21 protein-coding genes, 1 pseudogene and 2 riboswitches are annotated in these 22397 nt (G+C 39.1%); of the genes and pseudogenes, 5 read left to right on the forward strand and 17 right to left on the reverse strand.

The features are described from left to right. Nucleotides 1-5: 5 nt before the first annotated feature. Together ABDZ91_RS19285 and ABDZ91_RS19290 are read right to left on the reverse strand one after the other, a co-directional pair. Nucleotides 6-2291: a ribonucleoside-diphosphate reductase subunit alpha gene (locus tag ABDZ91_RS19285; protein WP_343802755.1), complete on the reverse strand. Its 2286-nt coding sequence runs from the start codon at nt 2289-2291 to the stop codon at nt 6-8. 153 nt (nt 2292-2444) lie between these two features. After that, a riboswitch (cobalamin riboswitch) is annotated at nt 2445-2625 on the reverse strand. An 81-nt stretch (nt 2626-2706) separates the two neighbouring features. Then, a complete protein-coding gene (locus ABDZ91_RS19290; RefSeq protein WP_343802758.1) occupies nt 2707-3246 on the reverse strand; it encodes a cysteine hydrolase family protein in 540 nt (179 codons plus the stop codon). A gap of 342 nt (nt 3247-3588) precedes the next feature. On the opposite strand from ABDZ91_RS19290, the gene ABDZ91_RS19295 reads away from it, so the two are divergent. Next, nucleotides 3589-3762, forward strand: a complete 174-nt coding sequence (locus ABDZ91_RS19295; RefSeq protein ID WP_343802761.1) for an imidazoleglycerol-phosphate dehydratase — start codon at nt 3589-3591, stop codon at nt 3760-3762. Between the two features lie 60 nt (nt 3763-3822). Here the strand turns inward: ABDZ91_RS19295 and ABDZ91_RS19300 are convergent, their stop codons facing one another. The 4 genes from ABDZ91_RS19300 to ABDZ91_RS19315 form a co-directional block, all read right to left on the reverse strand. After that, nucleotides 3823-4656: a GNAT family N-acetyltransferase gene (locus ABDZ91_RS19300; protein WP_343802764.1), complete on the reverse strand. Its 834-nt coding sequence runs from the start codon at nt 4654-4656 to the stop codon at nt 3823-3825. A gap of 44 nt (nt 4657-4700) precedes the next feature. After that, nucleotides 4701-5168 (reverse strand): hypothetical protein, encoded by a 468-nt coding sequence (locus ABDZ91_RS19305; protein ID WP_343802767.1) that lies wholly within the window; start codon nt 5166-5168, stop codon nt 4701-4703. A 103-nt stretch (nt 5169-5271) separates the two neighbouring features. Continuing rightward, entirely contained in the window at nt 5272-5694 is a 423-nt protein-coding gene (locus tag ABDZ91_RS19310; protein WP_343802772.1) for a hypothetical protein, read from the reverse strand. 313 nt (nt 5695-6007) lie between these two features. Next, nucleotides 6008-6568: a GNAT family N-acetyltransferase gene (locus ABDZ91_RS19315; RefSeq protein ID WP_343802775.1), complete on the reverse strand. Its 561-nt coding sequence runs from the start codon at nt 6566-6568 to the stop codon at nt 6008-6010. A gap of 96 nt (nt 6569-6664) precedes the next feature. On the opposite strand from ABDZ91_RS19315, the gene ABDZ91_RS19320 reads away from it, so the two are divergent. Beyond that, a complete protein-coding gene (locus tag ABDZ91_RS19320) occupies nt 6665-7012 on the forward strand; it encodes a YqzG/YhdC family protein (RefSeq protein ID WP_343802779.1) in 348 nt (115 codons plus the stop codon). 69 nt (nt 7013-7081) lie between these two features. Here ABDZ91_RS19320 and ABDZ91_RS19325 read toward each other — a convergent pair. After that, a protein-coding gene (locus tag ABDZ91_RS19325) for an IS3 family transposase (RefSeq protein ID WP_425541871.1) occupies nt 7082-8436 on the reverse strand; the annotation gives its coding sequence in 2 pieces (ribosomal slippage) (nt 7082-7989 and nt 7989-8436; 1356 coding nt in all). A gap of 426 nt (nt 8437-8862) precedes the next feature. Here ABDZ91_RS19325 and ABDZ91_RS19330 point away from each other — a divergent pair. After that, nucleotides 8863-9870: a TIGR00341 family protein gene (locus tag ABDZ91_RS19330; RefSeq protein ID WP_343802785.1), complete on the forward strand. Its 1008-nt coding sequence runs from the start codon at nt 8863-8865 to the stop codon at nt 9868-9870. A 26-nt stretch (nt 9871-9896) separates the two neighbouring features. On the opposite strand, the gene ABDZ91_RS19335 is transcribed toward ABDZ91_RS19330, so the two are convergent. From ABDZ91_RS19335 to ABDZ91_RS19375, 9 genes are all read right to left on the reverse strand, one after another. Further along, nucleotides 9897-10802: a thermonuclease family protein gene (locus tag ABDZ91_RS19335; RefSeq protein ID WP_343802788.1), complete on the reverse strand. Its 906-nt coding sequence runs from the start codon at nt 10800-10802 to the stop codon at nt 9897-9899. Between the two features lie 577 nt (nt 10803-11379). After that, a complete protein-coding gene (locus ABDZ91_RS19340) occupies nt 11380-12339 on the reverse strand; it encodes a hypothetical protein (protein WP_343802791.1) in 960 nt (319 codons plus the stop codon). Beyond that, nucleotides 12332-12868: a sigma-70 family RNA polymerase sigma factor gene (locus ABDZ91_RS19345; protein WP_425541872.1), complete on the reverse strand. Its 537-nt coding sequence runs from the start codon at nt 12866-12868 to the stop codon at nt 12332-12334. The genes ABDZ91_RS19340 and ABDZ91_RS19345 overlap by 8 nt, the downstream gene beginning before the upstream one ends. A gap of 114 nt (nt 12869-12982) precedes the next feature. Then, nucleotides 12983-14446 (reverse strand): amidase family protein, encoded by a 1464-nt coding sequence (locus ABDZ91_RS19350; RefSeq protein ID WP_343802797.1) that lies wholly within the window; start codon nt 14444-14446, stop codon nt 12983-12985. 179 nt (nt 14447-14625) lie between these two features. Continuing rightward, nucleotides 14626-15138, reverse strand: coding sequence for a coiled-coil domain-containing protein (locus tag ABDZ91_RS19355; protein ID WP_343802803.1), 513 nt, complete (start codon nt 15136-15138; stop codon nt 14626-14628). 100 nt (nt 15139-15238) lie between these two features. Beyond that, nucleotides 15239-16207, reverse strand: a complete 969-nt coding sequence (locus ABDZ91_RS19360; protein WP_343802806.1) for a glycerophosphodiester phosphodiesterase family protein — start codon at nt 16205-16207, stop codon at nt 15239-15241. Between the two features lie 90 nt (nt 16208-16297). Further along, on the reverse strand, nt 16298-16762 hold the full coding sequence (locus tag ABDZ91_RS19365) for a hypothetical protein (protein WP_343802808.1): 465 nt from the start codon (nt 16760-16762) through the stop codon (nt 16298-16300). A 151-nt stretch (nt 16763-16913) separates the two neighbouring features. After that, nucleotides 16914-17405, reverse strand: coding sequence for a MarR family winged helix-turn-helix transcriptional regulator (locus tag ABDZ91_RS19370; protein WP_343802811.1), 492 nt, complete (start codon nt 17403-17405; stop codon nt 16914-16916). Nucleotides 17406-17759: 354 nt separating this feature from the next. Next, complete coding sequence (locus ABDZ91_RS19375) at nt 17760-18815, reverse strand: LLM class flavin-dependent oxidoreductase (protein WP_343802814.1); 1056 nt, start codon at nt 18813-18815, stop codon at nt 17760-17762. Nucleotides 18816-19226: 411 nt separating this feature from the next. Then, a riboswitch (purine riboswitch) is annotated at nt 19227-19328 on the forward strand. Nucleotides 19329-19488: 160 nt separating this feature from the next. Here ABDZ91_RS19375 and ABDZ91_RS19380 point away from each other — a divergent pair. Continuing rightward, the gene (locus ABDZ91_RS19380) at nt 19489-20088 is read left to right on the forward strand and encodes a xanthine phosphoribosyltransferase (protein ID WP_343802817.1); all 600 of its coding nucleotides are present in this window, start codon (nt 19489-19491) and stop codon (nt 20086-20088) included. Beyond that, nucleotides 20069-21381: pseudogene (locus ABDZ91_RS19385) on the forward strand (nucleobase:cation symporter-2 family protein). Before ABDZ91_RS19380 ends, ABDZ91_RS19385 begins: the two are co-directional and overlap by 20 nt. A gap of 54 nt (nt 21382-21435) precedes the next feature. Here ABDZ91_RS19385 and ABDZ91_RS19390 read toward each other — a convergent pair. Further along, entirely contained in the window at nt 21436-22242 is an 807-nt protein-coding gene (locus ABDZ91_RS19390; protein WP_343802820.1) for an undecaprenyl-diphosphate phosphatase, read from the reverse strand. Between the last annotated feature and the right edge of the window lie 155 nt (nt 22243-22397).

Consider the following 22397-nt stretch of genomic DNA (forward strand, 5'->3'; position numbering starts at 1 on the left):
CCATCTTAGCTATGACATGCTTCACATTCTTCAATCTCTGCTTGTGAAGTACTTCTCACGTAATACGTCGTTTTAAGCCCTTTCTTCCATGCCTCTACATGTAAATTTAGTAAATCCTTCGCTTTTATATCATGACGAACATATAAGTTAAAGCTAACCCCTTGGTCTATATGGCGTTGCCTAGCTGCATTTTGTTTGATGCTCCATAATTGGTCTAATTCATGGCGTGCGCGACGGTAATAAAGATAAGTACGATGGTCCAGATCCGGTGCAGTTACTTTAAACTTAAAATTCTTCTTCTCTTCTGCATATTCTACTGAATAGATGGGATCAATCCCATCAGTGGAACCGCCAATTTTAGCGGTCGAAGAATTGGGTGCAACCGCCATTAGCCATCCGTTTCGTATACCGTGTTTTGCAACATTGGACTGTAACTCCTGCCATTTTTCAGAAACATAACTTCTTCTTTCAAAATAACGGCCGGTTTGCCATTCTGAACCCTCAAATTGACTATAGCTTCCTTTTTCTTTTGAAAGTTCCATTGATGCTTTAATCGTTTGAAAAGCAATAGATTCATATAATTTATCAGCATATTTGACTGCATCCTCAGATTCCCAATGAATCCCAATCAACGAAAGTAGGTGATGCCAACCAAAAGTACCTAGCCCCACTGCGCGGTACTTTTTGTTCGTCTGTTCAGCTTGTCTGACTGATATTGCGTTTAAATCTATTACGTTGTCTAGCATTCTTACTTGAATTTTAATCAAACGAGGTAGGATACTATGTGAAACTGCTCTTGCTAAATTGATTGATGATAGATTACACACCACAAACTCTCCCGGCTTGCGGACAATGACAATATCACCGTCTTCATTCACATACTCTTTGACAATATGTGTAGCTGACATGTTTTGAGCAATTTCCGTACATAAATTACTACAATAGATAGAGGTTCGACCGACGCCTCTTAAGTGCTTATTCGGATTTTGACGGTTCACTTCATCCCTGTAAAACATATACGGAGTTCCAGTTTCAAGCTGAGAAACCATGATTCGAGCCATAATATCCATTGCACGATACGTTTTTCTAGGGAGCAAAGGATTTCCAACAGCCTCTTCATACTTTTGAGTAAAATACAGACAATCTCTTTCATCGTAAAAATCCTCGAGTCCTAAGGGATTTCCTTGTTCATCTTTCCATCCCATGATTTGTTTGACCTGGTGGGGACAAAACGTATGCCACTCTCCGATACTTCTTCCGTTTTCATCTGTTTCCTGAAGCTTTTTCATAAAGAGATCAGGGATCGCTACCCCTGTAAAAATATCATGCGCTTTTCTTCTCTCATCCCCATTATTGGTTTTTAAATCCAGAAATCCGTTCATGATATCCTTGTGAAAAACATCCAAATACACGGCGATTGCTCCTTGACGTTGACCTAATTGATCGACACTGACAGCAGTATCATTTATAAGTCGAATCCATGGAACCACGCCTGAAGAATTTCCTTTAAATTTCTTTATGTCAGAACCTAAAGCACGGACTTTTCCGAAATAAACTCCAATTCCTCCGCCATCCTTACTTAAGCGAGCGATATCCCAATTATTTAAATAAATACCATCTAACGAGTCATCAACCGTATCGATAAAACAAGAAGATAATTGACCGAAGTTTTTTCCGGCATTTGACAGAGTTGGCGTCGCCACTGTCATGTACAAATTGCTCATTGCCCAATACGCTTCTTTTACAAGCTCCAGACGTTTTTCTTTTTTCTCCTGACTCATAATCGTCATCGCAATCACCATAAATCTTTCTTGAGGCAGTTCGTAAAGATTGCGGTCATGGTCTCTGGCCAAGTAGCGATCCGCTAATAAGAAGAGGCCTATGTAGTTGAATAAATAATCTTTTTCAGGTTTGATACTTTGCTCTAACTCGTCTATTTCCTCTTTTGTATAGGCACTTATTAAGTGGGACGAGTATATACCTTTTTCCACCAAGATGCGGATTAACTGATTGAGGTTACCGTATTTCTTTCCAACGTCATATCCTCTATTTTGAGCAGCCTGTTTATATAAATCTCTTACATATAGACGAGCCGCTAAATACGTCCAATTGGGTTCGTCCATTTTAATCTGGTTTAACGCGTACAGAAGGGCCGTTTGGTTGACTTCCTCACGTTCAGCCACCTTCATGATTTGTTCTTTTAGATGGGTTGTGTCTAGCTTGTATTCCTTTGCCGCTTGTTCAATAGTGTTTAGTACAAGGTTTAATTCTGAATCCACAGTAGTAATCATTTGGGTTCCTCCTCTAATTGTTGGCATTAGCATGAGGACGGATTGTTTATAAAAATAAAAAAACCGTTCATATTGAATGAACGGATGAAAAGATTACACTAGAAGAATAGACTCCTATTGTCACCCCTTCATCTTCTCCATCCCCGAAAAAGTGAAAGATACTAAGCATAGACAGGTCTCCTGACTTGTGATTCAACCTACTCTAGAACCTTCCCATGGCAATTGCCACAGTGGGTATTTCCATTTCGTCATCACTTACAGTTGCGGGGGCAGTTCTGGTTTCTAACCAGATTCCCTATTAAGCCAAATCGGCATCTACACTTACGACACACAATATTTAGTTGATTAAATTATTTCAGACACAATATATTGTGTTCTCTTAAACTACTTTCTCCATTTTATATGAAAAATTCCCCTAAATCAATCCCTTTTTTGGGACACTGAAACCTGTCCCCTCTGTCCCAAGAACATTTCCAAACCAACGAAGAGTTCCGTTATGATGGTTTATGATTTGTTGGGCGGTTAGCTCTTCGGATGGCCATGTACTGTGCGCATCTGAAACCAAAGTTATTTTATAGCCCTCGCTTACAGCTCTCCGGCAAGTCGTATCTACACATAAGTCTGTTTGAATTCCGGTGATGATAAGATGTTCAATTCCCCTCTTTTTAAGTTCCTCGTCCAATGGTGTTTTAAAAAAGGAATCGGGTGTTGTTTTTTGGATGACGACATCTCCTTCCTCCGGTGCAATTTCAGGGTGAATTTCCCATCCGATCGTTCCCGTTTCTAGCGGTTCGCCTTCCCCTTCATTATGTTGCACATAAAAAATCGGAGTATGAGTAGATCGGGCTTTTGAGATAAGTGTTTTTATATTGTGGATCAAATTTTCTCCATTAAAAACTTCATAGCCCTTCAAAAACATTCCATTTTGAACGTCAATAATTAGTAGTGCTTTCATTTTTTCCTCCTTGGCTGGTTCATTATTTTTTTATAAAAAGTCATTTCATGACCCTTTATTTCCTCTTTTAAAATTCCCTGTAATTCTCGTCTAAACGGTTCCTTTTATCAATGTTGCTCATTTAGTTCCTCCATTGTTCTTTTTATCACTAACCTTAGTTAGTACATTCCATAAAAGAAACGTTAATCCCTTTTTCCAAGGTATGGCCTACCAAAATTAGTAGAAGAAAAACAACCTTATTCGTTTACATATCACTTTTCTATCCTGCTTTTCGATTTTTTGTAATGAAACCAAGCAACCAAGGAATGCTAAGAATAACGTTCTTAATGGGAGGTGTAGATCATGACAAAACGCAATAACCGACATGGAAGTAAGAATCAAAGTTCACCCCAAAATTCCGGGAAGTTAGACACTGAGTTTGGACAGGAAGTGGCAAGTGGAGATAACAGTAAGGGGAAGCATTACAACTCCAATCGCGGGAGTAAATCTCAATTAAAGCACCCGAACAATCATTAAAAGAAAAGGAACCGAAACTGGTTCCTTCTAACATATACTCCTACACGTCTCTACTTTTACTTATTTCTTCATGGAAAATTCATAGCCATCATAGTTAAATGTATTGCAAAATCCTAATTTCTCAGCAACTGCAACAGATGGCTTGTTTGACTCCATACAATCCCAGTACGGGACTTGATTGTGTGCCAAACAATCTTTCACAAAAGCATGGGCTACTTTTTGAGCTAATTTTTGTCCTTGGTGCTCTTCTAATGTCTCAATATCAATGCAATGAGTGCCATCTACAACAAAACCTGAAGAGCATACACTCACAATCCTATTTTTGTGAACTACACAATAGCCAATTCCATTTCTAAAGAAAGCATCTGGAGTAGTCCAAAACTCTAAAATTTTGGAGTGGAGAAATTCTATATTTTGAATGAAGTTATCTTGGTTATGAAAGAGGGTTTCATTTATTTTAAGTACGCTATATTTTGGATCAATAGATACTTCACTTTGACTGTTGTAATCATTATTGTGAAGTATATACACCCGCTGATTCCAGCTTCCTAAATCACGATGTTTAAAAACTTTTTCAATCGTGCTATACCATTTCTCATGATTTCCTATAGCTTCAAACCAAGCCAGCCCTTCTTTTGCTGCCTCTGGAATGATGACTTGATCAATAAATCCGTTCAACTCCCGATTAAAGCCTTCATTTTTCTCATCTCCAATAAAGATGAAGCCATCATTGTTCCCTAACCAGATCAATCCAGAAGCTGGAGTTTTAGCATCATCAACAAATATCCTACCGGGATTGACTCCTTCTATAACTGCTTTAACTTCTAATTGACCATGTTTATTTACTAATTCTCTACATTTATAAAAATCCGATTTATGTAACTCTGTAATCATAGCTCTCCCTCCTGGGACACGGGGACAGGTTCAGTGTCCCACCGTTATTTTATGGAAGAAGCGATCTCAATCAATTCTTCTCTAGCCAAAAGTGGCTCCCCTTGATAGTCCACGGCATATTCTACATTCCCTTTTTTCCAGCTAATCATTTGCATGTTGTCTATAAAGTCATAGTACGCCGTTGTTCCGTCTAAAAGAGAAACCTGTTCATCCCAAGTCGAAACATTGTTCCAGCCAATGTTCGTTGTTGCCCAAACGGTGATAGTTCCGCCAGATCCTTTATACAAGATTTTCACTGTATCCAAGCCTACTACTTTAGCATATTGATGTTCTACATCTAATGGTAGATAGGTAGGGGTATCCACCTTAAAAGGGACAAACCAACCTGCCATCGTAACTGGCAATTTCACGAAGTTGAACAGTATGGTAATTATAAATAAACTTGCTATCACATACGTAATGAACCTTCTTCTCTTATCGGTCTTTTTTAACCTTTGTTCGATTTTGTCCATATCGGGCCCCTCCCTCTTTTCAATTCAAATTCTCTCGTTTTATTTTAGGTGAAAAAATGAGAATAGTTTCAAACGTTCGGCGTTATAAGTAAAATTTAAAGGTTCATTCTTTAAATGGAACAGTTAAGGAAAATTGATCATCCACCAATAGGTATTTAATTTCAACATGGAAGTTATCATTTCCCATTTTTATGCGCTCATTTGGGACTTCTATGCTGGCTTTGTAGCTCTTCTGGGGATCTAAAGTTGAAGCATATACATCCATACATAAGGTTTCCTTTGGCTTTCCATAATAGTGAAGAATATCATTACAATCAAAAATCAATTCAATGGCATGATCGGCATTATTGAATATCATAATGGCTACATAAAAAGAGTTGTTGTTTCGGAAAAAATTTGTTGTAGCATTGACACTGATATTTTCATCTTGAACTCGTGCATGTAGGTTCGGAAAATCAGTGTTTGTGTTTGTACAGTTAGCCAATGCCAAGACAAATAAAAGTAGAACGTAAACTCTTTTCTTCATGGATTCTCCTTCAATAGTTTAATAGCTTATAAGAGAAAAGAACTTTGAGAAACTCTCAAAGTTCTTTTGTTTTTACTCATTGCATGGATTGTGTAATGGTCCCATACAGCCAGGGTCTGCGGAAACTGTGCCCCCAACAGACACAAGCCCGAGAATTAAAATGGCAGATACTAATAGCTTTTTCATATTGTTTCCTCCTCAATATTTTTCATCTAAGGTGAAAGCAATATCTTGTTGTATCTCTATCATTATAACATTATTCTGAAGAAATGGAATATTTTGTGTGGGACAGTAAACCTGTCCCCTTGTCCCACTACCTGGTTAAGGCGAATATGCATGTGTCTGTTAGTCTCGAACCATCCGCCGAGAGGTCGTCATTTTTAAGGATGCCTTCTAGGTTATAGCCTAATTTTCTCGGGATTGCTTGACTTTTTTCGTTCGTTGATTCGATTTGAATTTGAATTCGATTGAGCTTTAACTCTTCAAATCCGAAGTTTGTAATGGCCTGTATAGCTTCGGTCATATATCCTTTCCCGCTATATGGAGTGCTTACCCAGTATCCAATCTCCCCTTTAGGTATTCTCCAGTCTATTCCATGTATGCTTGCTGTCCCTATAAATTCTTGGTTTTCTTTATGAAAAATTAAAAAACGAAAACTTTTTCTTTCTAAAAACTGAACAAGTGCTTTTCTTATGTTTGCCTCGGTTTCTTCTACAGCAGGCATACTTTGGGCAAAGGAGAGCCATGGTTTAAGTTCATTTAATGATTCCCTGATGGCTACATTAACCACTCTCCCGTCCCCTTCACTTGGTGCTCTTAAAGTTAATCGATCGGTTTCTATTTGAGTTGGAACACTTAATAATATTGGCTCCATTTTGTTACTCCTCCCTGTGGGACAAGGTTCCTGTCCCCCTGTCCCGGCGTGCATATGTTTATTGATATTGAAAAGACTATGGAAAAGGGGGTTTTATTGTTGAAAATTCTTGTCCGTGTTCAAGTGATTATTTGTTTGATGTTGTTCTGTAGTTTTATGCAGGTAGCCGATACAGATGGTACTATTCATGCTGAGCAACAACAGGTTCCTCCATATGCAAAGTGGGGCCAAATAGCTATGCAGAAGACGAAAGAGAAATATCCGAATGCCAAAATTGTGGACTATCTTCATATTGGCCGTGCTAAGGGTAATCAGACATCTATTGAAAAATTTAAGCTTTGGCTTAAAGAGGGTCAGAAAGAGTTTGGTGTGTTTGTTGATATTCGGTTTAATAATGAAACAGAACAACTTGTCGATATTCGCTTTAGGGAGACTGATCGGTAATAGGTAGTGTTTCTTACACTGATTATGGGACAAGGTTGAAGTGACCCCTTAAAGTTAGACAAATATTTTTTAAGCAGCTATCAAGGATTGAGTCCTGAACTTAACAGGACTTAATCCTTTTAGTTTCTTCTTGATTCGCTTGTGATTGTAGTAGTATATAAACTCTTCTAATTCTGCGATGAAATGCTCCAAACTGTCGAAATCCTGAAGGTAAAGTAGCTCAGACTTTAATATCCCAAAGAAGTTCTCGATAACTGCGTTATCTAAACAATTTCCTTTACGTGACATGCTTTGTATGACATTATTCATCTTTAACTTGTGGTGGTATTTCTTCATCTGGTAATGCCAACCCTGATCGGAATGAAGCACAGGTGTATCGCCATCTCTTAATCTAGTAAAAGCCTTATCAAGCATTTCTGAAACTAGGGAATAAGATGGACGTTTCCCATAGTTAAATGCAATAATTTCTCCATTGTATAGGTCTAGAACTGGTGATAAATATAGCTTCTCACCATGTATTTTGAACTCAGTTATATCCGTTACCCATTTCTCATTTGGCTTTGTAGCTTTAAAATCACGTTCTAAGATATTAGGAGCTGTTTTCCCCACTTTACCACGGTATGAACGATACTTCTTCATACGAACTAGACTCTTTAGACCTAGTTCATTCATAAGGCGTAAAACTGTTTTATGATTGATAAGAATCCCTCTGTTATTCCGTAGTTCTAATGTGATACGGCGATAACCATAGCGGCCTTTGTGTTCATGATAGATCTCTTGGATTACTTTTTTAACCTGGCGGTATTTATCAGGGCGATTCATTTGTTTCACCCAATAATAGTAGGTGCTACGCTTAATACCAGCCACTTTTACTAAGTCTACTACTTTAAATTCGTGCCTTAATTCATAGATTATTTGTGCTTTTTCTTGTTCTGTAATTTCTCTTTTTCCCGAATTAAGGCATGTAACTTTTTTAAATAAGCATTCTCCATTCGTAAACGCTCATTTTCAGCCTGTAATGATTTATCTGTTGTCTTGTCATTCTGTTCTTGCTTCTTCTTTACCATCGATAGACGCTCCCTCTTATTCCTTATTATGAGAGCGTCAATCCCTTGTGTTTCATATAATTTCAGCCAGTTATTAACCACACCGGATGAAGAAACATTGAACTTGGCAGTGGTCTCTTCAATGGACGCTCCCGTATCGTACATATAATTGATTACGTCCATTTTAAACTCGAGAGAGTAATTTGTACATGTTTCTAAAAAGGCTTTTAACCCATGTTCTTTATACTTCGCTACCCATCTGTTTAAAGTAGTCTTACTAATATTGAACCTCTTCGCTACAGACCTTAATGAATCATGGCCATTAAGATAAACTTTAACTGCATTTCGGATAGTTATTAATGAATAATTCTTCTTCATAAAAAACTGCACCTCCAATTGTTATTTCTGTCTAACAATTGGGGTGCAGTTCAGGTTCCTGTCCCCTCTGTCCCTCCCCCTCTCTTTTGATAGTTCCTCTACATACATAATCTATCGGACTTAGGTTCCGCTATTTTAGCAAAATCAAGGCATTTTATGGGTTTCGCGGACTGAGGTTCCGTTATTTAGCTGAAAACTACGTATTTTCATTCTAAAAACATCAAATAACGGAACGTATGTCCACCAACTCCCAAAAATAGCCAGATTTTAACCAAATAGCGGATTCTCTGTCCGCCAAGCTAGTAAAGTACTACCCTGATTTTAGCATAATATTCCAAAATATAGCCCCTATCCTTGTTTTTAAGTATTAAAAGAAACAAGCCGGAAAAAATATAATAAATCACACACATAGGGAGATTCACAACCTTGTCAATCCAGCTCATTGAAGTGTATACACCCGAATTTTTCGTCAAAAATTTAAATAAATCGTTGAGACAATTTCCTATTATTTATAATTGGATTACGAATGAAGTCGAAGGAAGCGATACGCTTTTAAAGATTTTTGTTCGAGCAGAAGATACAGAGGAAGTTCTCAATTTTTTAGAGACCATTTCTGACGAACACCCCAATTTTCATGTGTTCCTGTATCCTGTACATACATATATTCCCGATATGAATGAATGGAAGAAAGCGGACGCTCGCATAGAGGAAAAGAAAGAGAAAGAATTTATCCGGGCTAGTCGACATGAGCTGTACACGAATGTAAGAACTTCTGCTGAGATTAGTTACAGTTATACATGGTTTATTATCTTGTCGGCGATTGTTGCTACAGTCGGAATTATTAAGAACAGTACAGCCATCGTCATCGGTGCCATGGTTATTGCCCCTCTCATTGGGCCATTTGTTGCAACAGCGTTTGCCTGTATTCTCGGAGATTATAAATTACTATTAAGGTCTTTGGTTACTTCTTTATACGGACTATCCATTCCGTTGTTCATTGCCGCACTTTTTGGATATCACTTCCCACTTCCGATGAATAGTACGGAATTTTTATCAAGAACCAGCATTATTTACGTAGATATTTTTGCAGCTTTAGCTTCGGGAGCTGCTGGGGCGATTTCTTTTGTAAAACAAATGCATGGTACACTCGTGGGCGTTATGGTTTCCATTGCGCTCTTACCACCCACCGTTGTACTTGGAATGATTATAGGCTCGGCAAAATGGGATTTGGCACTAACTCCTTTGTTGTTACTATTATTAAACATCACATCGATCGTTTTTTCAGCCATCATCGTATTTTGGTTAAGTGGCATCCAACCGGTAAAATGGCAAGAAATTGAGGTAGCCAACATTTCAAAGACCTATTCTTTAATTTTCGTTAGTGTGATCATTTTGATTTTATCTGGAGCTATTTTTTATATTCAATTCAAATAAAAAAAGCCCTGTAATAAGGGCTTCTTTTAGGCTGCAGGTAAACTCTCACATGCAAGTCCGTCATTGTCATTTCCGTCAAGTCTGTGCGGATCTCCAGGGCCGGACGCCTCCATAAATGCCTGTGCCTCAGCCTGCGTATCAAAATCACCACAGTCACGGTCTGGACCGTTTGGATCATATTTTAAATTGTTCTGGTTTGTGGCAGGTTGCTCTACTGGCTTTGTGTCCTGCGCAACCTTCTCTTCAAAATGGAAGCCATGGTCATGATCTACATGCGCATAGCCTGGGATGGACCAAACACCCTTCCCTTGACTTCTAGCAATTTCTTGCTCTTTGTGGAATTCATCCAACATCGAAGTATCATTGTAAAGGTAAGCCGTTTGAGCTAAGCCTTCACGAAGGAGCATTTCTTGAATCGTTTCTTCCCCAATAAAGACATACGCTAACATTCGACCGTACTTATCTCTAGGTTCTGTTCCGACTTTGATCCCCACTCTTTTATTAAGTGCATTATCTTTGACAAATTGTGACGCCTCTTTTCCGAAAGGCTCAACAGGTTTTGATGGATGGACCGTCTCCGGCGTATCCACGATTAGTAGGCGGATGTTTTCAACCGTTCCGTCTTCGAACGTAACCTCTAGTGTATCGCCATCGATGACGCGAGTAACCGTAGCTGGAAGTAAGTCATTTGCTGGTTCATCTGTTGTAGTTGTTCTATCTGGTTGTGTTTCGGCATTTTCACCTGTATTGGTGGGTTCTTCCTCTTCAACAGTGTCCGCATCGTCTTTCGTTTCATATAACTTCTCATTTACATCATTATTTTGAACGACATCCTTCTGTGTATTAACATCAATAGAATTAGTTTCGTCCACAGAACATGCCGCAAGTAACATGGAACTTATGATAACTCCAATCGCTAATCTATTCATCATTGACCCCTTTTGAAATTTTGTATTTTTTAGTGAAAAATCAATTTTTATAAGAAACCTGTATCATTCTATCATATGCTAAAGTGGTCATAAACCATTATAGTTTAGTAATTTTGGAGCATTTTAGTAAAATTCAAGTTAGGTTATAAGGCTCATTTATTTGGATGAGTGTTGGGGTGGGAGTGCGCACTCAAATAAAAAATATCGCACTCAATTGGTTCATAATCGCACCCAAATGTGTAATTTTCGCACTCAAACGTAAAAACGCACTCAAATTTCTCTTTTCGCACTCAAAACCAAATTATCGCACTCATTTTAAAAATTTCGCACTCAAACTCAATTTTCCGCACATACCACTCACCCAAATTACAAACCCCTTCCAAAAAAATCTCCATTACAACCTCAATAACCCACCCAACCCGTAAACAAACATCCAACTCAACTCCCCCTATAAAAAATCCCCTCATAATATCAAAACCTAACCCTAAATCCAAAAAAGTTTTACAAAAAGCCGGCTTTTTATAAAAAAAAGCCGCAACCTCTTGTATTCACAACAAATACAGTTGGTCGCGGCACATGATTATTCAATCTCATTCCACATTTCCCTAAACACATCATCATCCATCTTAAAATAAACACCCAAAAACCCATACCGGATGTAGCCTTCCTTAATTAAAGCTAAGCTCACAACAGTTCCATCCTTAAGAGTAAGACTCACTTCACGATACTCTTCATTATTTCGAAAGTCTCCCAGCGTTTCTTCCACATGTTCGTACGTATATGGGACAGTGCTGTTTAACTCCTCAACAAACGTTTCCACAATATCCTTACTTTCAATCGGGTGGTAGTTGTCGATGCTGTTATCCCATTCACTGAATGTCCTATACTTCGCATCTACAACATTTCCTACCAACTGCACTTTTCCAAAAATATCGGCTCCACTTTGAACCGTAATTCCATGCAATCGCTCAAAAAACTCAGCATATGGTTCTCCGTTTCGATCATCATAAGCCATAATCCTGAAGTCCGAATCGTAGCCTTTTACTTTAAATACATCGATTTCTCCAATACTTGAAGCAAATTCAACAGCATATTCATCTTGAGAACTCCACTCATCAATAGAGCCTTTTGTCTTCCCGAGTTTTTCCCCAACCAACGCCTTTGCATGTTCAGGTACAACTCGAGTATCCGTTTGTATATAAATTCCGCCCTTATACACAATGAGTCCAATCATGTCCATACTTGCTCCACCACCTTCAGGGAGCTTGATTTCCGGAATATACACACCTTCTTCCGTTTGAACAATTTGATTTCCTTGATCCTGTCCTGCCTCTTCAACTTTATTTTGAAAGAAACTTTGATACAACCCATAACTCCCCGCTAAAATAAGCACACTTGCTGCCAATGCTCCAACCCTCTTTATCACTGGCCGACTTCGCCTCATTTCAGATTTCGCTTGAAGCACGCCACGTTTACTTCTCTCATGCAATTCAGCCGGGATTTCAATTTTATTCATTTCATCTTGGACTCTATTACCCATGAGCACCGTCTCCCTTCCACTCTTTCCGCAATTTTTTTAATGCCCGATATAGAATGGTTTTTGCTGTACCTAATGGAATATTAAGTATTTCTGATACTTCCTTCAGTGTATGATCATGGTAAAACCTCAAAATGATGACATCCTTTTCCTCCGGGTTTAACAAACCAATCATGTCCTGCAGGGATAAAGAAAGTGGTAAGTCTTCTTCCTCATCACGTAATATGGCTTCTTGAATTTCTGGCCTCAGATGCACGACTTTTTTCTTTTTTCTTAAAATATCAACTGAGCAACTAATGGCAATTTTGATTAACCAGGTTTTAAAATACTTGGGTTCCTTTAAATTCTGAATGGATTTAAAAGAACGATAAGCGGTTTCTTGTACAACATCCAGAGCATCTGCTTGATTTTTCACATACACATAAGCAGTCCGATAAATATCATGTTCGTATTCAGCAAATAGCTGTAAGAATGCCTGATGGTTCCCTTTTTTCGCCTTCTGTACCAACCGTTGAATTGTCTCCACCTCCATACCTTCTAAACATTAGACGTAGTCCAAGAGAATTTGGCTTTTCTTTTTTAAAAATAATAAAAATAACCTGCCCACACCTCATCTAAAGGTTAGGACAGGCTACTTGCTTTTTAACTAACTCTCCAAAACGGGTCTCCTTCTATGCTGAGTGGTCTGCTCAAAAGCATAAGCGATGCGAATCAATGTACCTTCTGAAAAAGCAGTCCCGGCAAAGGTAATACCAAACGGTCTCCCGCTTTCCTTAAAGCCTGCAGGAACAGCAATTGACGGATACCCTGCTTTTGCACTAATAGTAGACCCTACATAGGACGGAAAAAGAATAGCATCCAAATTGTATTTTTTTAATGTATAATCCATTCCCTGTTGCTGAGAAAAGAAAAGGTCTTCCAATTTGGCATTCAGGTAGTCAGAATTTCGTAGAGTGTTAGACAGTGCGGCCCTTTGTTCCAGTTTATCCTGCCCGTACTTTAGTGCCCTATCTCCAACATTCTGGTTAAAGTGAACGAGTTCCTTGAAAGTATGTACGGGTGAATGGGCGGGCAGCTTGGATAGGTAGTTTTCTAAGCTGTGTTTTAATTCATAAAATAGGACTCCCCAACTCCAGTCATGATCAAAAGCTGGAATTTCTATATCCTCTATTATGGTTGCCCCAGCTTCCTTTATACTTTCAATGGCTTTCTGGAACAATTCCTCATCATACTCATCAGACTGTAAAAATTCATCAGAAACGCCTGTAAACACTCCAATGCGTGCATCCTTTAACCCATCTGAAACTAGGAAACTAGTATAATCTTCTTTTAATCCCTCTGATTTAAATGTGGCAGCGTCATCAGGGTCAACACCTGTCATAGCTTGTAATAACAAGGCTGCATCTGTAACGTTCCTTGCAAATGGTCCCGCTGTATCCTGAGAATAGGAAAATGGAATAATCCCGCTTCGGCTAATGAGCCCAACTGTTGGCTTAATTCCCACCACAGAATTTTGTATAGCTGGACTAAGAATGGAAGCATCGGTTTCCGTTCCAACCGATAAAACAGTCAAATTCGCAGCTACTGCTACAGCAGACCCAGAACTAGAACCACCTACAAAAAAGTCTCCATAGGGATTTATTACTTGTCCACCTCTGGCACTGTATCCTGCCCACATTTCACTGGCCATTCCGTTGGCTAATTCAGTCATATTGGCTTTACCTAAAATAATGGCACCTGCTTCACGCAACTTTTTTGCAAGAAATGCATCCTGACTGGCCACATGATGTTCCAACGCTAGAGTCCCGGCACTAGTGTGCATGGAGTCCCCTGTTTCAATGTTATCTTTGAGAAGGACAGGAACCCCATGTAATGGCCCCCTTGTTCCCTTACTCTTTCGTTCAAAATCTAGAGCTTCAGCCAAAAAGATGGCATCTGGATTGATTTCCTGAACAGAATTCAGATTACATCCTGCCTGATCAATGTTTGCAATGCGATGTAAAAAATACATCACCAACTCTTTTGAAGTGATGGTTCCGTCATCCATAGCTAACTGAAGTTCTTTAATCGTTCTTTCTTCCTTTAAAAATTCGTTAAAAGTTATGTTCACAAAAACTCTCCTGATTCTACTTATAATTTGGAATGCGTTTTACTTTTCTATTTTTACAGTAAGGAATCCTTCATTGAGGAAAAATTTGTAAGTAACTTGATTGTGGGATTATGAAGCTTTGAAGTGCCGTAAAAGCTAAGTAGGTATTTTAAGAGGGAAATTTGCTAGTACTACGGGCACTACCGCCTACTTAGCCGTTCCATATCTGTTTCCACTTTGAAAACGCGCTTGTTTAAGACTTCTGTCGTTTCATCAAAGTGCGATGCAATATTCTCCGAAAACGTACCAAGATTTTGAATCACATCCTTGTGGAGCTTTTCGAGTCCAACTTCTAGCCTTCTTTGTCCGTGCTTTAATTCAACAACATCAAACTTCAATACATTCACATCAGTGCGGATTACTTTTACATCTTCTTGTAAAACGTTAACATCTGTGCGTAGCTCTTTTACATCCTCTTGCAGCACATTCACATCGGCCCGGATCTGATTTACATCTGTACGGAGTTCGTTTACATCTGTTCGGAGCTCGTTCACATCTGTTCGGAGCTCGTTCACATCGTTCCGCAACTCGTTCATATCCGTCCGCATTACTTTTAGATCTGAACGCATTTCCTGAAAGTCCACTTTCATCCCGGAAAATTCCGAGCGCATTCCTTTAAGCTCAGTCATCATTTCCTTCATCAATTCTTCCAATTTTCTCACCTCCTATCATTTTTATTATAGCATTTAAAAAATACTAGATACATAAAAAAATACGCCTGACCATTTTGAATCAGACGCATACTCAAATCCTCTATTCCTTAAATAATGGAGCTATAACATCAACCCGGTTCGTCCAAATGATACCATCAAATTTTTCTGGAATTCGTTCGATGTCCACTTCTTGATCAAACCCTTCTGACCAATCCCCATCTCCAGCCACCAAAACAACTCTCGTTTTTACTTTTTCCATCCTAGACATAAATTTGGCTGGATATCCCCAAAATAAAGGGGCAAATTTTTCCGGTATATGCAATTGTGTATTTTTACAAGCCTCTGGTACATAGCCTGTCCAACCCACACCTAAGTATGGGAGAGCACAGCTTTTCAACGTTTCTTTTGACATAACTCTGAGTTCTGGCAGGGTTTCTTTTAAGGTAGCAATAGGAGCATCTCCACCATACACGGTTAGCTCTTTTACTCTATCATTCGAATATTTCGAAAGGTATTCCGCTAGTTGTACTCCCTCTTCTGAATCATTACTTTTTATATGGATCAGAAAGTTTTGAGTAGGAAAATACGTCAACACTTCATCTAAAGTTGGCATCATTCCAACCCCTTGACCACGAAGAGGAAACGTCTCACCGTTGTCAGCTGTGTAACCATAGCCCACATCCAGCTGCTTAAGCTGTTCCATCGTATGATCTCTTGTCACACCTTCACCATCTGTTCGACACTCCAATGTCCAATCATGAAAAACCGCAAATTCACCATCCGTTGTAGGATGAACATCTAATTCCACGATATCCGCACCTGCTTCAAATGCAGCTTCCATTGAGGAAATCGTATTTTCTATAAAGGCGTGTTCCGGTTCATATATGATTTTTGCAGTACACGTTTCGCCCGTAATTCCTTCCATTGGAAAAGTCTGAGCCATCCCTCGATGTGCTAGTAACAATGAATCCTTTTGACTGTTTTGTAGAAAAAAGGATGTGTTATTTAGATAAATGAATACAACAAAAATAAATAAGAATATCAGCAAACGTTTTATTTTTCGCTTCACTACTGTTTTTTTCCTCCAAATTTTTACTATGTAACAGTAGAAAGTCTACCATAGAACGTTTCTTGCAAACACTGCTTCCATTAAAGATTATTAAGACTTTTCTTGAAAAAGTTCATTTCTACTCATTTTACTTACTAACTTCGTAAGGAAATAAGCTGCATAACCAATTGCTACATCAATAAAGAAAAGGAATAATAAATTCATTCCTTTGCTCATTTTCATCATGCCGATGAACATCTCAATTGGAGCTAGCCCAAATGCTATTATAGCTCCTAGGAATAAAGAATAAATAAAGAAATTCTTATTATGATTTATACAATGCTGGTATAAAAGTAAGTATGCGACAGGAATTGCAGACGCTGTCATATTGATTGCGTAAGGAAATATAGGGGCAATAAAATAAGAATGAATTAAAATGCTATACCGTTCCAATACAATATCTATGTACGACCACAATAAGTGAACGGTATATCCAAAAAAGAATAGGTGGAACACTTGGCTCCTATTAACGGTAAAATATAGTAAGACTAGGGGTGCCACCAACACTAGAATCACTACCCAAAACTGCCAGTTACCAAAGCTAGAGAGTCATGCCAGTATGATGTGATGATAGAATTCAATTTTTCACCCTGCACAATGATTTGGTCCCAATACTCTTGATAACTCATAGCAATCCCCCTAACCTACTTCAATCACAATATAAAAATCAAGCATAATCATAGTTTTCCACCCTGGCTTGTACCAGCATGTTCATAAAGTTTTCTCCTTTATGAACTCCTAGAATTTTTTCACCAATTTCAAGAAATGTAGCCAGCTCTTCCTCTGATAAGTCTCCAATTTGTAACGGCATTTGTTCCATTTCTTTAAATTCATCCATCAACTGAATAATTAGTTTTTTCCCACTGTCTGTGAGCATAACCCTTTTAAAACGAGGACGGTCTTTGTTAACTGAAACCTCGACGAGACCACTCTCTTTCAATGGTTTTAACAGCCTTGTAACCGTGGAGATATGCCAGCACCCCAATTCACTGATTTGCGTAGGTGTCAACTCACTCTTATTCGTTGATAAAAGAAATAAAATGTGTTGCTGTGCTGGTGTAACTTGAAACTTTCGCTCTAGTAACGACCAGTTGTCCTCCATACAAAAATAGAGAGCCCTGATAATTAAGAGCATTTTTTGTTTAAACAGTACATCCAAGAAAATCACTCACTTTCACTTACAATTGTATTTACAAGTATTATTTTTCTAATATGTAAAATTATGCAAAAGGGTTATCATTTTCCGGACTCAGCATCTTGTTATCCGAACTTTGCTCCCTTTTATCCGAACTCAGCAACCCGTTATCCGAACTCAGCACCCCTTTATCCGAACTCAGCAACCCGTTATCCGAACTCAGCAACCCGTTATCCGAACTTAGCAACCCGTTATCCGAACTTAGCACCCTTTTATCCGAACTCAGCAACCCGTTATCCGAACTCAGCAACACGTATCCCAAAACTGGCACCAAAAAAATACCCTCGCAGTTTGACCTACAAGGGTACTTCATCTTGTTTAGCTATTTCCTTCTTGTTCCCACCGCGCAATTTCATCTCGAACCTTTGGTGCTACTTCTTTCCCTAGTAATTCTATTGACTTCATTACATCATCATGTGGCATTGTACCAACTGGCGTGTGAAGCATAAAACGAGTAATCCCCACATGCTTTCGTAAGTAAATGATTTTTTCAGCCACAAAATCGGTATCCCCTACATATAAGGCACCCTCCATACTGCGGGCAAAGTCAAAGCTATCACGGTCATAATGGCCCCAGCCTCGTTCGCGACCTAGTTTGTTCATAGCCTGTTGCGTTGAAGGGAAAAACTTGTCTGCAGCTAAATCTGTTGTTTCGGCTACAAAGCCATGTGAATGAGAAGCAACTGTTAGTTTGGATGGGTCATGACCAGCCTGAGTTGCAGCTTGTTTATAAAGGCGAACTAGTGGCTCAAATTGGATCGGACGCCCTCCAATAATAGCAAGGACCAACGGAAGTCCAAGTACACCAGCACGAATGACCGACTCAGCATTCCCACCACTACCAATCCAAATGGGTAGTGGATCTTGAACAGGTCTCGGGTAAACGCCACGGTTGTTAATCGCTGGTCGGTGACCACCACGCCACGTTACTTTTTCTGATTTTTGAATTTCGAGTAAAAGCTCTAGTTTTTCATCGAACAACTCGTCATAATCCTTTAAGTCATAGCCAAACAAAGGAAATGACTCTATAAAAGACCCTCGACCAGCCATAATTTCTGCTCTTCCATTTGAAATCGCATCAAGTGTTGCGAAGTCTTGAAACACGCGGACAGGGTCAGCGGACGAAAGCACCGTTACAGCACTCGTTAATCGAATTCTACTCGTCTGAGATGCGGCAGCAGCCAAAATAACAGCCGGAGCTGATGCTGCGTAATCTTCCCGGTGATGCTCCCCTACTCCAAATATATCTAAGCCTACTTGGTCAGCTAGTACAATTTCTTCCACAACTTCCCGAATCCGTTGGGCGTGGCTCATAACCTTCCCTGTATGAACATCCGGTGTAGTTTCAACAAAAGTGCTTAATCCTATTTCCACAAAAGCCACCACTTTCTTTTCATTATCTAATTTACCATTATAGGGAAAAAGGTGAATGGTTGCTATTAAACAGGCTTGGGATATTCGAGTTGGCTGGCCACAGAGGCGCCTTTGCGGACACACGTTCCGTTATTTAGTCAAAAATGGCCATTTACACATGTTTCTCGGACACACGTTCCGTTATTTAACAAAATCCAGCCTATAAATGACCGAAATCATGCCAATAGCGGAATCTGTGTCCGTCTAACACTCAAAAACACCTATTTTTACACATATAACGGATTCTGTGTCCGCTTCCCCCTCACATGCTGGCATTTTTCCAATTTTAGATAACCCATACCACCAAAACCCGAACATTTCCCACAACATTCCTATTGCACGTTCATGATTTTGTGTTATACTAACTTCATAAATTCATAGAACGCATTCACTCATATAATCGCGAGGATATGGCTCGCAAGTCTCTACCGGGTTACCGTAAATAACTCGACTATGAGTGAGCAATGGAAGATATCCGTTTGTTTAAATGGCAATCGGTATGTTTTCATTCCCTATTTACATCGAAAGCTCAAAGGGCATTGCTTCACTCTTGTTAAAGACGTGAATGTAATGATCTTTGGGCTTTTTTTCATGCCTGAAGATCGGTTTAACGACACTGTTAGGAGGCATGAAATTGGAATTACTACAGGAGAAAATAAAGCAAAATGGAAAGGTTTTATCAGAGAACGTACTTAAAGTGGACTCATTTTTAAATCATCAAGTAGATCCTATCCTCATGCAGGCGATAGGAGATGAATTTGCAGACCGCTTCCGAGATTGCGGAATTACAAAGGTTCTAACACTAGAGTCTTCTGGAATTGCTCCATCCATGATGACAGCTTTAAACCTTGGTGTACCTTTTGTTTTTGCTCGAAAAAGAAAATCTCTAACTCTCGTAAACGACCTAATCACGAGTGAAGTTTACTCATTTACTAAACAAGAAACAAATACAATCGCAATCTCAAAAGAGTTTATCGGTCCAAGTGATCGGGTCCTGATTATTGATGACTTCCTAGCTAACGGTGAAGCTGCCCTTGGGTTACTAGACCTTGTTCAAAAAGCTGAGGCAGAAGCTGTGGGTGTTGGAATTGTAATCGAGAAATCCTTTCAAGATGGCGGGAAGAAATTACGAAATCAAGGGATTCAGGTTGAGTCACTAGCACAAATTCGTTCGTTACAAGCAGGAAGAGTTCAATTTTTGGAGGAGGTACAACATGAAACAACAACCGCTTAAATTAGTGTCTCTTGGAATTCAACATGTATTAGCGATGTATGCAGGTGCCGTTATTGTTCCACTGATCGTAGGTGGAGCACTTGGGATGACTGCTGAGCAGCTTACCTATCTCGTATCAGTTGATATTTTAATGTGCGGAATCGCAACGATTTTACAAGTATGGAAAATAAATACTTTGGGATTGGTCTCCCTGTTGTTTTAGGCTGTACCTTTACCGCTGTTGGCCCAATGATCGCCATCGGTGGAGAATATGGGTTATCTGCTGTATATGGTTCAATACTCATTTCTGGACTCATCGTTATGCTTATATCTGGTATCTTTGGAAAGCTACTACGCTTTTTCCCGCCTGTCGTTACAGGTTCTGTAGTTACAATCATCGGAATCACACTTATTCCGGTTGCAATGAACAACATGGCAGGTGGTCAAGGTAGTGAAAATTTTGGTTCTCTCCCTAACCTGGCTTTAGCCATTGGTACTTTAATCTTTATCATCCTACTATACCGTTTCTTTACCGGGTTCATCCGTGCTATTGCTATTTTACTAGGACTAATCACTGGAACAGTAGTCGCCTTCTTCATGGGTATGGTTGATTTCACGCCAGTGGCAGATGCTTCTTGGTTCCATATGGTCAAGCCTTTCTACTTTGGAACACCAACCATTGAGTGGACTGCGGTGATTACGATGACTTTAGTTGCATTAGTGAGTTTAGTAGAATCAACAGGTGTATACTTTGCTCTAAGTGATATTTGCGAAGAAAAAATTACGGAAAAAGATGTAACAAGAGGCTACCGTGCTGAAGGATTAGCGATAATCATCGGAGGAATTTTTAACGCTTTTCCTTACACCACTTACTCTCAAAACGTTGGACTGCTTCAGCTTTCAGGTGTTAAAACAAAGAAAGTCATCTACCTAACTGGTATTTTCCTTATTCTATTTGGGCTAGTACCAAAAATCGGTGCCTTTACAACGATCATTCCAACCTCCGTACTTGGCGGCGCAATGGTTGCCATGTTTGGAATGGTAGTAGCATATGGAATCAAGATGCTTGGAAGAGTTGACTTTAATAAACAGGAAAACCTTTTAATCATTGCATGTTCGGTTGGAATGGGGCTTGGTGTGACCGTTGTCCCTGAACTATTCGCTCGTTTACCGGAAGGTGTCCAAATCTTAACAAGCAATGGGATTGTGGCCGGAAGTATTACAGCTATTATTCTTAATATCTTATTTAATGAGTTATCCTTTGCAAAAAAGAAAGTCACTACAACGGATGTAGTGGAGCAGAAAGCTTCATAATCAGTTATTCACACAAAAAAACAAGCTCCGGCAAAAAACCGGGCTTGTTTTTTATTAAAGGAAAAAGAGTATAAATAAACCTATAGCAAAACAGTAATAAGCAAAATATTTCAAATTGCCACGTTCCATAATCCCCATGAACCACTTTAAAGAAAAGTACGAAAGTCCAAGTGATAATAAAAAGGCAATGATATATGGAATCAGCATTTCACCAAAGTCTATATCTGTAATTTTTAATACAATCGTTCCGAGACTAACAGGAATGTACAGTAAGAATGAAAAACGTAACGCCGTCTCTCTTTTCATTCCAATTCCCATGGCTGCTACAATGGTAGCTCCGGATCTACTGATACCCGGGATCAATGCAACCGCTTGGGCAAATCCAACAATGAGCGCATCCTTCCAAGTAAGGTTTCGGTCTCCTTTTCTACCTTTCAAATTTCGAATCAGCCAGAGAGCGAGACCTGTCACTAATAGAGCAACAGCAATTGGGGTAATCCCTCTGAAGTGTGAGGAAATTGCATCTTCAAACAAGAGACCGATGACACCAGCTGGGATGGTGGCTAATACTAAATAGACAATCATCATAAAGTCATCTTTGTTCTCTTTCTCTCTTTTAGTTACAAAGCTTCCCCCGTTCACCGCGATCCTCATTAAATCCTTTCTATAAATAAGGAGTACAGCGAGTAGCGATGCAAAATTCATTAAAACTTCAAAGCTAAAATCATTATCAGGTACTGTGATTCCTAGTAATTCTTGCGCTAACACTAAGTGACCACTTGACGATATTGGAATCGGCTCCGTAAAACCTTGTAGTGCTCCAAGAAATGCATATTTCAATAAAATCATTAACTCTTCCATTTAAACACTCCTCAATCTCAATACGGCAGGTATGTAAAAATTCATTTCTAGTCATTCTCTTTTGTATGTAAAAAATGTGTCACCTTAACATTATGTCTAATTGAATTACCTCTTGCAACCTCTGATTCAGTAAATCTATTATCTTTTTATGGAAA

It is taken from the genome of Bacillus carboniphilus (assembly GCF_039522365.1).
Lineage (GTDB): Bacteria > Bacillota > Bacilli > Bacillales > JC228 > Bacillus_BF > Bacillus_BF carboniphilus.